The 12,897-nt window shown below is 66.7% G+C and carries 13 protein-coding genes; 12 read left to right on the forward strand and 1 reads right to left on the reverse strand.

The genetic code is table 11. The annotated features are described in order from the left end of the window. The first annotated feature begins 42 nt into the window (after positions 1-42). The 8 genes from ATK74_RS03315 (at position 43) to ATK74_RS15275 (ending at position 7,649) form a co-directional block, all read left to right on the forward strand. Positions 43-1,266 (forward strand): branched-chain amino acid ABC transporter substrate-binding protein, encoded by a 1,224-nt coding sequence (locus tag ATK74_RS03315; RefSeq protein WP_245840659.1) that lies wholly within the window; start codon positions 43-45, stop codon positions 1,264-1,266. Between the two features lie 137 nt (positions 1,267-1,403). Further along, on the forward strand, positions 1,404-2,324 hold the full coding sequence (locus ATK74_RS03320; protein WP_245840661.1) for a branched-chain amino acid ABC transporter permease: 921 nt from the start codon (positions 1,404-1,406) through the stop codon (positions 2,322-2,324). Further along, the gene (locus ATK74_RS03325) at positions 2,321-4,051 is read left to right on the forward strand and encodes a branched-chain amino acid ABC transporter permease (RefSeq protein WP_098459710.1); all 1,731 of its coding nucleotides are present in this window, start codon (positions 2,321-2,323) and stop codon (positions 4,049-4,051) included. The genes ATK74_RS03320 and ATK74_RS03325 overlap by 4 nt, the downstream gene beginning before the upstream one ends. 34 nt (positions 4,052-4,085) lie before the next feature. Continuing rightward, positions 4,086-4,946 carry an ABC transporter ATP-binding protein gene (locus ATK74_RS03330; RefSeq protein WP_281255354.1) on the forward strand — a complete coding sequence of 287 codons (861 nt, stop codon included), beginning with the start codon at positions 4,086-4,088 and terminating at the stop codon, positions 4,944-4,946. After that, positions 4,939-5,646, forward strand: coding sequence for an ABC transporter ATP-binding protein (locus tag ATK74_RS03335; RefSeq protein WP_245840664.1), 708 nt, complete (start codon positions 4,939-4,941; stop codon positions 5,644-5,646). The genes ATK74_RS03330 and ATK74_RS03335 overlap by 8 nt, the downstream gene beginning before the upstream one ends. 67 nt (positions 5,647-5,713) lie before the next feature. Next, a complete protein-coding gene (locus tag ATK74_RS03340; protein ID WP_098459713.1) occupies positions 5,714-6,538 on the forward strand; it encodes a DUF3097 domain-containing protein in 825 nt (274 codons plus the stop codon). Between the two features lie 111 nt (positions 6,539-6,649). Next, positions 6,650-7,405 carry an inositol monophosphatase family protein gene (locus ATK74_RS03345; protein ID WP_169923711.1) on the forward strand — a complete coding sequence of 252 codons (756 nt, stop codon included), beginning with the start codon at positions 6,650-6,652 and terminating at the stop codon, positions 7,403-7,405. Between the two features lie 67 nt (positions 7,406-7,472). Beyond that, entirely contained in the window at positions 7,473-7,649 is a 177-nt protein-coding gene (locus tag ATK74_RS15275; RefSeq protein WP_169923712.1) for a DUF5302 family protein, read from the forward strand. Here ATK74_RS15275 and ATK74_RS03350 read toward each other — a convergent pair. Next, positions 7,646-8,497 (reverse strand): MBL fold metallo-hydrolase, encoded by an 852-nt coding sequence (locus tag ATK74_RS03350; protein WP_169923713.1) that lies wholly within the window; start codon positions 8,495-8,497, stop codon positions 7,646-7,648. The genes ATK74_RS15275 and ATK74_RS03350 overlap by 4 nt on opposite strands. 133 nt (positions 8,498-8,630) lie before the next feature. On the opposite strand from ATK74_RS03350, the gene hrcA reads away from it, so the two are divergent. From hrcA to tgt, 4 genes are read left to right on the forward strand one after another with little or no spacing between them, the layout of a single operon-like run. Next, positions 8,631-9,647 (forward strand): heat-inducible transcriptional repressor HrcA, encoded by a 1,017-nt coding sequence (hrcA, locus tag ATK74_RS03355; RefSeq protein ID WP_098459715.1) that lies wholly within the window; start codon positions 8,631-8,633, stop codon positions 9,645-9,647. A gap of 3 nt (positions 9,648-9,650) precedes the next feature. Next, positions 9,651-10,817: a molecular chaperone DnaJ gene (gene dnaJ / locus ATK74_RS03360; protein ID WP_098459716.1), complete on the forward strand. Its 1,167-nt coding sequence runs from the start codon at positions 9,651-9,653 to the stop codon at positions 10,815-10,817. Then, the gene (locus ATK74_RS03365; RefSeq protein ID WP_098459717.1) at positions 10,814-11,548 is read left to right on the forward strand and encodes a 16S rRNA (uracil(1498)-N(3))-methyltransferase; all 735 of its coding nucleotides are present in this window, start codon (positions 10,814-10,816) and stop codon (positions 11,546-11,548) included. Before dnaJ ends, ATK74_RS03365 begins: the two co-directional genes overlap by 4 nt. Beyond that, entirely contained in the window at positions 11,541-12,767 is a 1,227-nt protein-coding gene (gene tgt, locus ATK74_RS03370; protein ID WP_098459718.1) for a tRNA guanosine(34) transglycosylase Tgt, read from the forward strand. The genes ATK74_RS03365 and tgt overlap by 8 nt, the downstream gene beginning before the upstream one ends. The last annotated feature ends 130 nt before the right edge of the window (positions 12,768-12,897 follow it).

Below are 12,897 nucleotides of genomic sequence, written 5' to 3' on the forward strand. Positions count from 1 at the left end.
ACCTGGCAGGGCCGGGTTGCAAATTGCTCACGAGGAGGAAAAGTGAACAAGAGCATGTTCAAGTTGGCCGGCGTCGCCGTGGTGGTGGGCGCTTTGGCCCTCACTGGGTGTGGAACCCGCGGCGGTGCGTCCGCTGAGAGTTCCGCCTCCGGAAGCGCCCCTGCGGCCACCAAGGTCGCGAAGATCGGTGTGATCGCGCCACTGTCGGGTGATCTGTCCGCTCTGGGCCTGGGTATCAAGAACTCGGTTGACCTGGCGATCAAGCAGGCCAACGAGTCCAAGGCGATCCCGGGCTGGACCCTGGAGCTCGCCGCCGAGGATGACGAGGCCAAGCCCGATGTCGGCAAGAACGCCGCCACCAAGCTCGCCTCGGACGACGCCGTGATCGGTGTGGTCGGCACCCTGAACTCGTCGGTCGCGCAGAGCGTGATCCCGGTTCTCGCTGCCGCGAACATCGCCCAGGTGTCCCCGGCGAACACCAACCCCAGCCTGACCAAGGGCGAGGACCTGGCCAACGCCAAGCGTCCCTACGCCAACTACTTCCGTACCTGCACCACCGACGCAGTTCAGGGTCCGTTCGCGGCTCAGTACCTGCTCGGCGTCGGGATCAAGAAGGTTGCGACCATCCACGACAAGAAGACCTACGGTCAGGGTCTGGTCGACAACTTCACGACTGCGTTCAAGGCTGGCGGTGGCGAGATCGTTGCAGCTGAGACCATCAACCCCGATGACAAGGACTTCTCCGCGGTCATCACCAAGGTGAAGACGGCTGCGCCGGCAGCGATCTACTACGGTGGCGAGTACCCGCAGGCGGGCCCGCTGTCCAAGCAGGCCAAGGCTGCCGGTCTCAACGTCCCGCTGATGGGTGGCGACGGCATCTACGACGGCAACTTCATCAAGCTCGGCGGTACTGCCGGCGACTTGGCCACCTCGGTCGGCGCTCCGGTTGACACCCTCGAGTCGGCGAAGGCCTTCGTCGAGGCCTACAAGGCTGCGGGTTACTCCGAGCCGTACGCCGCCTACGGCGCGTACTCCTACGATGCTGCGAACGCGATCATCAACGCGCTGAAGGTCAGCCTCGCTTCTGCTACCGACGCCAAGTCGGCTCGCCAGGCCACCCTGGACGCCCTCGGCAAGGTCAGCTTCGACGGCGCCACCGGCAAGGTTGGCTTCGACGAGTTCGGCGATTCGGTCTCCCGGGTGCTCACCGTTTACAAGGTGGACGGCACCGAGTGGAAGGCCGAGACGACCGGTTCACTGAAGTGATCTAGAGCCCACTGGGGTCCGTCTCTATCCGAGACAGACCCCAGTGGGCCCGCGCATTCTTACAAAGGGGTACTACGCAAGTGGACCTGTTCTTTCAGCAACTAATCAATGGCCTCTCGCTGGGGGCCCTTTATGCCTTGATCGCTGTCGGTTACACCGTTGTCTACGGCATCGTTCAGCTGATCAACTTCGCTCACGGCGAGATCTTCATGGTCGGAGCCTTCGGTGCCTATGCCACCTGGATGGTGATGGGGCAGCCCGCCAAGCTCAGTGTCGGTATGGCGTTGGGAGTGGTCCTGCCGCTGATGCTGGTCGGCGGCGTGGTGTCGTCCGTGGTCGTGGCCCTGCTCACTGAGCGAGTCGCCTATCGGCCGCTGCGCAACGCGCCACGATTGGCCCCACTGATCTCGGCCATCGGCGTCTCGGTCTTCCTGCAGGAGTTCGTCCGCCTCTTCTACGGCTGGATACCGATCTACGGACGGCTCCCCGGCTGGCCCGATCCGAAGAGTGCGGTGCCGTTCCCCTCGATCTCAGGGATCAGCGACGCTTCGATCCCGCTGGGTGGGGTTCTGGTGCAGGCCTCGGCGCTGTTCACCCTGCTGGCCCTGGCGGTCTGCACGGTCTTCCTGTGGTTCTTCGTGAACCGCACCAAGACCGGACGCGCCATGGTGGCCACCTCGCAGGATCCTGATACGGCCCGGCTGATGGGCATCAACGTCGATCGGGTGATCATGGCCGCCTTCGCCGTCGGTGCCGGCCTGGCCGCCATCGCCGGTGTGGCGCACGGCCTTCGCTATGGCAACATCGATCCGAGAATGGGCTTCCTGGCCGGCCTCAAGGCGTTCACCGCCGCGGTGCTGGGTGGCATCGGCAACATCAACGGTGCCGTGATCGGCGGGCTCGTGCTGGGCGTGGTTGAGGCTATGGCCACCACGTTCATCCCCGGTCAGTTCGGTAGCTCAGCCTGGAAGGACGTCTGGGCCTTTGCTCTGCTGATCCTGGTGCTGGTCTTCCGGCCGCAGGGTCTGCTCGGCGCCAAGGTGGTGGACCGGGCATGAGAGCCATCATTCCTGACCAGGTCAAGATCGCTTACCGCTACCCGGCTCGCGCCGTGGGTGCGTCCGGCGGCGTGCTGATGCTGGTCTCGATCCTGCTGCCGTGGTCCTACGGCGGCAAGGCCCTGGACGACATGTCCTACTACGGGTCGCCATCGCCGCTGCAGATCTGCTTCGGGGTGCTGGCCGTGTTGGTGCTGGCCCTGCTCACCATCCCGCTGGTCGGCAAGCAGCGGCTCGGTGCCTGGGCCAAGATCGTGGCCTGGAACACAACGGCCAAGACGGCATCGATCACGGCTCTGGTCACAGCCGGAATCGCGGTCACGTCGATCGCGGTCGAGCTCGGTGGACTGGTCAACGTCGAGATCGGCGGCTGGCTGGCCATCGGTGGTGGAGTGGCCGCGGTCGCGTCCACGCTGTTCCTGCCGGACTCTCCCGAACCCCGCCTGGACGAACTGAAGAGCCCCAAGTGGTTGCAGATCACGGCCATCGTGCTGCTGATGGCGGCTGCGCTCTTCGCGGCGGCCTTCGCACTGGGTCAGGTGGACGCTGGGAGCTTCCTCACCTTGGGCTCCTTCCTGGTGGCGATCGTGATGATCCTTCGCCAGTTCGGTGTCTTCGGTTGGTTGGGCATGGCGGCAGCGGCGAACAACCGGGTCCTGGTGATTTCGGCCTTCACTGTGGCCTTCCTGTTCCCGTTCACCCAGAACGGCTCGAACGCCAACATGTCGATCGCGGCGCAGGTGCTGATCTTCGCTGCCACGGCGCTCGGTCTGAACATCGTGGTCGGTCTGGTCGGCCTGCTCGACCTGGGCTACATCGCCTTCCTGGGAGCCGGTGCGTTCACCGCGGCAGTGTTGTCGGAGTCGGCCTACAGCCACTTCGACTTCCACCCGCCGTTCATCGTGACTGTGCTGATCTCCGGCGTGGTGGCCTCGATCCTCGGCTTGATCATCGGCGCCCCGACGCTGCGGGTCTCCGGTGACTATCTGGCCATCGTCACCTTGGCCTTCGGCGAGATCTTCCGGATCACGATGAACAACTTGGATGGCAACGATGGGCCGAACATCACCAACGGCTCCAACGGCATCCCGGGCATCCCGGACCTGGACTACTTCGGCTTCAACTTCGGTCAGGCCCACGTCATCTTCGGAGTCGACATCGGCCGCTTCGCCAACTACTACTGGCTGATGCTGCTGGTGATCGGCCTGATCATCGTGGTGTTCACCAACCTCAACCACTCCCGGATCGGGCGTGGCTGGGTGGCGATCCGCGAGGACGAACTGGCCGCCGAGGCCATGGGCGTGAACACCTTCGCGCTGAAGCTGCTGGCCTTCGCCGGTGGCGCCTTCCTGGCCGGTATCGCCGGTGCCGTGAAGGCACACCACGACGTGTCGGTGACCCCCGACCAGTACATCTTCCTGGAGTCGGCGTTCCTGCTGGCTGCGGTGGTGCTGGGCGGCATGGGCACGGTGATGGGAGTGCTGATCGGTGCCACCATCTTGAAGCTGCTGCCGGAGAAGCTGCGCTTCTTCGCCGACATCCGGCTCCTGCTGTTCGGCCTGTTGCTGGTGGTGATGATGCGGTTCCGTCCGGAGGGCATCGTCGCGGACGAGAGGCGTCAGCTGGAGTTCCATGACGAGAATGAGGAACTGGCCGAGGAGGTCGAGGAAGAGCTGATCGCTCACAAGGCGCACCTCAACCCGGAGCGGGAGGCGTTCGAACTATGAGCACCACTTTCGAGCGCCTGGAAGGGGGCAACTGATGGGAATGCCTGTCGAGGAAGCTATGCAGCAGGTGCAGACCATGGACCGCAACGTCCTGCTCGATGCCCGCAACGTCACCATGCAGTTCGGCGGCCTGATCGCCGTCAACGACGTCAGCCTGCAGGTGCACAGCGGTGAGATCGTCGGCCTGATCGGTCCCAATGGGGCCGGCAAGACCACCTTCTTCAACTGCCTGACCGGGTTGTACAAGCCGACGTTCGGCATGGTCACCTTCGATGGCAAGCCGCTGCCGCCCAAGCCGCGGATGGTGGTTCGGGAAGGGATGGCTCGGACGTTCCAGAACATCCGGCTGTTCCACAACATGACGGCCATCGAGAACGTCATGGTCGGCATGTACAGCCGCACCAAGACCAATGCGATCGACGCGGTCTTCCGCTTGCCCCGGCATCGGCGCGAGGAGATCGCCTCCACGCGTCGGGCCCAGGAGCTGTTGGAGTTCGTGGGGCTGACCGGAGTGGGGGACACCCTCTCCCGGAACCTGCCCTATGGCGACCAGCGACGCCTGGAGATCGCCCGGGCACTGGCCACCGAGCCGAAGCTGCTGCTGTTGGACGAGCCGACTGCCGGCATGAACCCTCAGGAGACCCGACAGGCCGAGGAGCTGATCTTCAAGATCCGCGACCTGGGCCTGGCCGTCCTGGTGATCGAGCACGACATGCGGTTCATCTTCAATCTGTGTGATCGGGTGTCCTGCCTGGTCCGCGGGGCGGTGCTGGTCGAAGGTCCTGGCGACGTCGTCCAGAACGACCCGCGGGTGATCGAGGCCTACATCGGCTCGCCGGCCGCGCCGCCGGCAGCGACGACCGATCCCCTCAACGGAGGTGTCGCAGATGCTTGAGATCAAGGACATGGTGGTCGCCTACGGCCGAGTCAACGCGGTCAAGGGGATCAGCTTCGAAGTGAAGCAAGGACAGGTGGTGACCCTGCTGGGCACCAACGGCGCCGGCAAGTCCACCACGCTGCGAGCCATCTCCGGTCTGCTGAAGCTGGTCTCCGGCGAGATCTGGTTCGAAGGGGAGCGGCTGGACGGCATCGCTGCGCACAAGATCGTCGAGCGCGGCATCGCCCAGTCCCCGGAGGGTCGGCGACTGTTCCGGCAGATGTCGGTGGAGGACAACCTCAGGCTGGGTGCCTTCTCCCGCAAGGACACCTCGAAGATCCGCTCGGATATGGATCGGATCTTCGACCTCTTCCCGGTGCTCGGTGAGCGCCGTTCAGAGGCGGCCGGTCTGTTCTCCGGCGGTGAGCAGCAGATGCTGGCCATCGGCCGGGCCATGATGAGCCGGCCCAAGCTCCTGATGTTGGACGAGCCGTCCATGGGGCTGAGCCCGATCATGACCCAGACGATCATGCGGACCATCTCCGAGCTCCAGGCCGACGGAGTGACCATCCTGCTGGTCGAGCAGAACGCCCAGGCGGCACTGTCACTGGCCGACCGTGGCTACGTGCTCGAGGTCGGTCACATCATGTTCAGCGACACCGGGGCGGCCCTGCTCGGCGACGACCGGGTCCGCAAGGCCTACCTCGGCGCTGACTGAGCACGACCATCGGACGCGCCGGACCGGGCTGACCGGCCGGCGCGTTCGTGCGTCCTAGGGTGGTTTGGTGCGCTACTCCGACGACGTCCTTTCCCCCGGCTGGCGCCACGCCGACAAGCCGAAGACCGTCGACGTGACGGTGAGCGTGGGGATGGTGGTCGAGGAACCGACCTCCGGCTTCTGCGGCGCCGTGGTCCGCTGGGAGAACGGCCTGGTCGTGCTGGAGGACCGCAAGGGTGCCCGGCGCAGCTTCGAGTTCGGCCCCGGCTTCTGGCTGGACGGACGTCCGGTCGCGCTGCGACAGCCGGTGGCCACTCGTCCCAGTGCGCCGACCCACACCGCTTCCGGCTCCCGGGTCGGCCCGTCCGAACCGGCCAAGGTGGCCGCCGCCTCGCGGATCTACGTCGAGGGGCGCCACGACGCCGAACTCGTCGAAAAGATCTGGGGGGACGACCTGCGTCACGTCGGGGTGGTGGTCGAGCCGCTGGGCGGGATCAACGACCTGCCGGCCATCGTTACCGAGTTCGCCCCGGGGCCGGGACGGCGCCTGGGAGTGCTGGTCGATCACCTGGTCACCGGGTCCAAGGAGTCCCGGATCGTGGCTGAGATCTCGTCCGACTTCGTCCTGGTCACCGGACACCCGTTCGTCGACATCTGGGCCGCGGTGCGTCCGCAACGACTCGGGCTGGAGCGGTGGCCGGATATCCCGCGTGACATCGAGTGGAAGGCCGGCGCGAGTGTCGCGCTGCGCCGCACTGCGAGAAACCCGGCCGAGATCGCCGCGACCTGGGCCTGGATTCTGGGACGGGTCCGCGACTGGCGGGATCTGGATCCGGCCTTGCCACGCGAAGTTGAGCGGCTGATCGACTTCGTCACCACAGATCTGGGATGAATCTGGACTATTGCGGAAAAACGGACGCCTGAGTTCGTTCGGTCCTGGCGTCACTAGCCTGACGTCGTTGTCGAGATCACGATCAGGAGTTCCGCTGTGCAGACTGACCAGGTGTCCGACCTCCTCTTTGAGGTGGCCGACCAGCTGATCATGCCGCGTTTCGGCGCCCTGGACAGCTCCGACATTTCCGAGAAGCAGCCCGGTGACCTGGTCACCGTGGCCGATCGTGAGGCCGAAGTCGAGCTTGGCCGTCGGCTCTGCGAGGGCGACTCGGACGCGTTGATCGTCGGCGAAGAGGGCGTCTTCAGCGACCCGCGCTGCTTGGACCTGCTCTCCCGGGTGGCGCATGCCTGGGTGATCGACCCGATCGACGGCACCCGCAACTTCGCCCGCGGCAAGCCCGACTTCGCCGTGATGCTGGCCGAGACCCGGTTCGGCGAGACCGTCCGGGGCTGGATCTGGCAGCCGGCTCATCAGAAGCTCTACGTGGCCGAGCTCGGTGCTGGGGTGACCTGCAACGGCGAGCCGCTGCCCACCATCCCGGCCTCGCCGCGGACGGTGCCGCTGGGCGCCACCTACCTGCCGGTGCCCGGAGAGGAATGGGCCGAGGTCAAGGTGATCCGCTCCTGGGGCTCCTGCGGGATCGACTACCCCAAGCTGATCACCGGCGCCGTGGACTTCCTCAGCTACCGCTCGATGTTCCCCTGGGACCATCTGGCCGGCGCCCTGATGCTCACCGAGCTGGGCGGACGGATCGCCACCGACACCGGCGAGGAGTACGGCGCCGGAGTGATCGGACGGCGGCTGCTGGCCGCGGCCACCCCGCAACTGTGGATCGCCACCAGGGACGGTCTGTTCGGCGAGTGAGGTCGACCCGGCTGGCTTATGGCGGGCTGGTTGTCGATACTGGAACAGAACCTCGACAGGAGAGCCGATGACCGAGCAAGGCAATGAGGACCTGAAGGCCCAGATGCTGGCTGCGCTGGCTCGCAAGCAGGGCGTGGTCGACGGAGTGCAGGGCCAGCGTCACCAGAAGGAGAAGGGCCCCGCCGAGCGCGGACGCCAGGGCGGTGGCGGCATGTTCCGGCGCAAGGCCGGAGGCGGCGGCTAGGACAGGGGCTTGGCCAGCGGCAGTTGCCGTAGCGGCACCACTCCGTGGCTGGCGAACTGGGCGTAGGCGGTGGGCAGCACTTCTCTGACGTACTGCTCCTCGTAGGGCCACTCGCCGGCCTCGTAGGCAGCCTCCACAGCGATGCCGCGCCCGATCACGTGTTCGACCTGTCCGTAGAACCCGGACAGTTCGGCGCGCTGCTTGAAGGACTCGAAGCGATCCATGGCCGGGCCGTGGCCGGGGATCACCATGGACTCCTCGCCGATCACGCCGAGAATACCGTCGATGGCGCTGGGCCACTCCTTCAGATGCGAGTCCGGACCGATGGCCGGGGGAGCTGAGCTTTCCAGCAGGTCGCCGGCGAAGACCACCGACACGTCCGGGACGAACACGGCCAGATCGCCGTCGGTGTGGCCGGGTCCGAAGTGCATGGCCTCGACCCGCCGTCCGCCGACGTCGATCACCTTGGCCAGGTGGAAGCCGTTGCGGGGCCGGACCAGGTCGGCCACATCCACCCCGAGCTTCGCGGCGGCGTCCGCAGCTTCAGGGCTGTCCAGCCGGTCGGCCACGCTGGCGTGCGCGTAGCTGGGCAGATCGACGAAGCCGGCCAGACCGAAAAGGTGGTCGTAGTGCCAGTGGGTGACCAGGACGCCGATCACCGGGACGCCCGCGGCGGCCTCTGCGGCAGCTCGGAGCGCCGTACCTTGCGCGGGGGACGAACCGGTGTCGATCACCAGGCAGCCGGTCTCACCGACGATCACCCCGAGGTTCACTCCAGCCGGTTCGGCTACCGCCACCAGGATTCCGGGGCGCAACTCTTCGAAATCGCCGAGGCTGAATGTGGTCATGGCATTCAGCCTAGGCGTTCGATCCGCGGGATGCCGAGGCGGGCTGCGCGCGGTGGACGTGCGACCGCTGGCGGCGGGCAGTAAGCTGGCACTCAACCATTGAGAGTGCCAACAGCTGACGGGAGGCCGAGCCATGTTGGACGAACGGAAGCTCACCATCCTGCGAGCGATCGTCACCGACTATGTCTCGATGCGGGAGCCGGTCGGCTCGCGCGCCCTGGTCGAGCGCTACTCGCTGGACGTCTCTCCGGCCACGGTCCGTAACGACATGGCCGTGCTCGAGGAAGAGGGCTACATCGCCCAGCCGCACACCAGCGCCGGGCGGATCCCGACCGACAAGGGCTATCGGCTGTTCGTCGATCGGCTCGGTCAGGTCAAGCCGCTGTCGGTGGCCGAGCGCAAGGCGATCGAGACCTTCATGGCCGGGGCCATCGACGTGGACGACATCGTCCGCCGGGCCGTCCGGCTGCTCGCCCAGATCACCCAGCAGGTCGCGATCGTGCAGTATCCGGCGCTGTCCAGCGCCACCGTCCGGCACATCGAGCTGGTTCCGCTCAGTGCTGATCGTGGGCTGCTGATCCTGGTCGATTCCACTGGCCGGGTGGACCAGCGTCCGATCGACCTGCTCGGCAGTTCGGTCGCGCAGGTGGCCGATCTCCGTGATCGGCTGAACGCCGAGCTGGTCGGGCTCAACCCGCGTCGGGCCGTGGAGCGGCTGACCCAGCTGCTTGACCGGCTTCCGGCCGAGCTGGAGACGATCGGACAACCGGTGATCGCCGTGCTGCTCGACCTGGTGGGCACTGATCCGTCCATGCAGGTGGCAGTGGCCGGTGTCCCGAACCTGACCCGGTTCTCCGACCAGTTCGACTCCACCATTCGTCCGGTGCTCGAGGCGCTGGAGGAACAAGTGGTGCTCTTGCGCTTGTTGGGCGAGGTAGGTTCGACCGCCGAGGTGAAGGTGCGGATCGGACACGAGAACAGCTATGAGCCGTTGCAGGCCACCTCTGTGGTGGCCAGCGGTTATGGCAGCAGCAATGACATCTGGGCGAACCTCGGGGTGGTCGGCCCGACCCGAATGGACTACCCGTCGACGATGGCCGCGGTGCGAGCAGTGGCTCGCTACATCGGCCGCTACTTGGTTGAAGGATGATGCGTGAGCGCTGATTACTACGAGGTGCTCGGAGTCCCGCGGGACGCCACTGCGGAGCAGATCAAGAAGGCCTACCGCAAGCTGGCGATGAAGTACCACCCGGACGTTGCTGAGGAACCGGACGCGGCGGACAAGTTCAAAGAGATCGGCGAGGCCTACGAGGTCCTGCACGACCCAAACAAGCGGGCCATGTACGACCGTGGCGGCAACCCGCTGGGCGGCGCCGGAGCCAACTTCGGTGGCTTCGGTGGGTTCAGCGGTGGTGGCTTCGACTTCACCAACCTGATGGACGCCATGTTCGGCGGCGCCACGGCGTCCCGGGGGCCGCGGTCGCGGGTCCGTCCGGGGCAGGACGCGCTGGTCGAGCTCAAGCTCACCTTGGCCGAGGCGGCCTTCGGGATCACCAAGCCGCTGAAGACCGACACCCAGGTGGTCTGCACCCGCTGCAACGGGGCCGGCACCAACTCCGGCACCGGCCCGGTGACCTGTTCCACCTGTCATGGCGCCGGCCAGGTGATGACCGTCCAGCGGTCGATCATCGGCGACATCCGGACCAGCCAGCCCTGCCCTGCCTGCCGTGGCTATGGCACGGTGATCGCCGATCCTTGTGGCGAATGTGCTGGTGAAGGCCGGGTCCGGGCGACCAGGACGATCAACGTCAAGATCCCGCCGGGCGTCGCCAGTGGCAACCGGGTGCACCTGGCCCACCAGGGTGAGGCCGGCCCCGGGGGCGGCCCGGCCGGTGACCTGTACGTCGAGCTCTCGGTGCAGCACCATGACGTGTTCACCCGCAACGGCGACGACCTGGAACTGGTCGTTGAGGTGCCGATGACGGCGGCCGCGCTGGGCACCACGGTCAGCGTGCAGACCCTGGAGGCCGAGCGGGACGATCTGGATCCGGCCGACGGCTCGGTCGAGGTGGTCATCCCGCCGGGCACCCAGTCGCACACCCGGATCGCCGTTCCCGGCCACGGCGTGCCCCGCCTGCAGCGCTCCGGTCGCGGCGATCTCGGCGTCACCTTCGTGGTCAAGACGCCCACCAAGCTGGACGAGAGCCAGCGCGAACTCCTTCGTCAACTGGCCGAAGTTCGCCAGGAGACCCAGCCCGAGGTGGCAGTATCCAAGCAGGGCAAAGGCGTCCTGGGCTGGCTGAAGGAGGCGTTCTCATGACCGAGCCGATGTTTTTGGCGGTGCTCGCCGACCCCGAGGTCGGGCAGGCGGTCTCGCTGGCCGGCGAGGAGAGCCGGCACGCCACTCAGGTGCGCCGGATCCGGGTCGGCGAGGTTGTCTTGATCAGTGACGGCGCCGGAACTGCGGTGCGCGGCCCGGTGACCGTCTCGGACAAGGCCGGCCTGACCATCAGCGTGGCCGAGGTGCTGCGCGAGCCGGTACGTCCGGTGCGTTACGTGGCTGTGCTGGCCCTGGCCAAGGGCGACCGGGCCGAGCTCGCCGTGGAGACGCTCACTGAGCTGGGCGTCGACGAGATCATCCCGTGGCCGGCCGAGCGTTCGGTGGTCCGCTGGGCTCCGGATCGAGTCGAGCGCGGCCTGACCCGGTGGCGCGCCACCGCGCGGGAGGCGGCCAAGCAGAGCCGCCGGTTCCGGGTGCCGACTGTGACGGTCCCGGCCACCACGGCTGAACTCGTCCAGCGGATCGAGCAGACCCCGCTGGCCCTGGTCCTGCATGAGGCTGCCGAGGAGCACCTGGCCACGCTTGCGATCCCCACCAGCGGCGAGGTGATGTTCATCGTCGGGCCCGAAGGCGGTCTGACCGATGATGAGGTGGCCGAGTTCGTGGCCGCCGGCGCGAAGTCGGTGCTGATCTCGGACGCGGTGCTGCGCACCTCCAGCGCCGGCGTGGTGGCGTTGGCGCAGCTGCAAGCTCTGGCGGCTCGTGGCTGACTTCGGCTTCACCGTCGGCACCGTCCTGGACAACGGACTGGGCCGCACCGGGGTGATCAACACCCCGCACGGACCGATCAAGACTCCCGCGTTCATCGCGGTCGGCACCAAGGCCACAGTGAAGGCCGTCCTGCCCGAGTCGGTGTCCGAGTTAGGAGCGCAGGCGGTGCTGGCCAACGCCTATCACCTCTACCTGCAGCCCGGCTCGGACCTGGTGGACGAGGCCGGCGGACTGGCCGCTTTCATGAACTGGCCCGGGCCGACCTTCACCGACTCCGGCGGCTTCCAGGTGATGAGCCTGGGTGTCGGCTTCAAGAAGGTGCTGGCCATGGACGCCACCGGCCTGGCCAACGACGACGTGATCGCCGAGGGCAAGAACCGGCTGGCCCATGTCGATGACGACGGGGTCACCTTCACCTCGCATCTCAACGGCGACCGGCATCGGTTCACCCCCGAGGTGTCGATGCAGATCCAGCATCAGCTCGGTGCCGACATCATGTTCGCCTTCGACGAGTGCACCACCTTGCTGAACACCCGCGGCTACCAGGAGCGCTCACTGGCCCGCACTCAGGCCTGGGCGGTGCGCTGCCTGGACGAGCACGCGCGGCTCACCGCCGAGCGGGTCGGCAAGCCGTATCAGGCGTTGTTCGGCGTCGTCCAGGGCGCCCAGTACGAGGATCTGCGCCGCAAGGCGGCCCGGGATCTGGCCGAACTCGAGACGTCCGGACAGTCCTTCGACGGCTTCGGCATCGGAGGTGCCCTGGAGAAGGAGAACCTGGGCACCATCGTCGGCTGGGTGTGCTCCGAGCTGCCCGTTGACAAGCCCAGACACCTGCTGGGGATCTCTGAGCCGGACGACTTCTTCGCTGCCATCGAGGCCGGCGCGGACACCTTCGACTGCGTGATGCCGTCCCGGGTGGCCCGTAACGCGGCGATCTACACGCTGGACGGACGGTTCAACGTGAACACTGCGGCCAACCGGCGCAACTTCGCCCCGCTGGATGCCGAGTGTGACTGCTACACCTGCGCCAACTACTCCCGGGCCTACCTGCATCACCTGTTCAAGGCCAAGGAGATGCTCGCCTCGACGCTGGCCACGATCCACAACGAGCGGTTCACCGTCCGGCTGGTTGACGACATTCGGGCCAGCATCGAGGAAGGCCGCTTCGCCGAGTTCAAGGCCGCCTTCTTGGGGCGGTTCTACTCCAGCGCCCGCTAGCGCGGACGCTGTCGACTACGCCACGGGCGAGGGCCGACGCGATTTGCAGGCTCGATCACCCAGATCGCACGGATCGCCCACCCGATGCCGATCGAGACGGCAAATCCGGTCAGGCCCCGCCGCTCAGTTG

It is taken from the genome of Propionicimonas paludicola (assembly GCF_002563675.1).
Classification (GTDB): Bacteria; Actinomycetota; Actinomycetes; order Propionibacteriales; family Propionibacteriaceae; genus Propionicimonas; species Propionicimonas paludicola.

Coding starts and splice junctions, on each gene's coding strand:
- ATK74_RS03325 (WP_098459710.1), top strand. CDS start 2,321: ATGAGAGCCATCATTCCTGACCAGGTCAAGATCGCTTACCGCTACCCG.
- ATK74_RS03330 (WP_281255354.1), top strand. CDS start 4,086: ATGGGAATGCCTGTCGAGGAAGCTATGCAGCAGGTGCAGACCATGGAC.
- ATK74_RS03335 (WP_245840664.1), top strand. CDS start 4,939: ATGCTTGAGATCAAGGACATGGTGGTCGCCTACGGCCGAGTCAACGCG.
- ATK74_RS15275 (WP_169923712.1), top strand. CDS start 7,473: ATGACCGAGCAAGGCAATGAGGACCTGAAGGCCCAGATGCTGGCTGCG.
- ATK74_RS03350 (WP_169923713.1), bottom strand. CDS start 8,497: ATGACCACATTCAGCCTCGGCGATTTCGAAGAGTTGCGCCCCGGAATC.
- hrcA (WP_098459715.1), top strand. CDS start 8,631: ATGTTGGACGAACGGAAGCTCACCATCCTGCGAGCGATCGTCACCGAC.
- ATK74_RS03365 (WP_098459717.1), top strand. CDS start 10,814: ATGACCGAGCCGATGTTTTTGGCGGTGCTCGCCGACCCCGAGGTCGGG.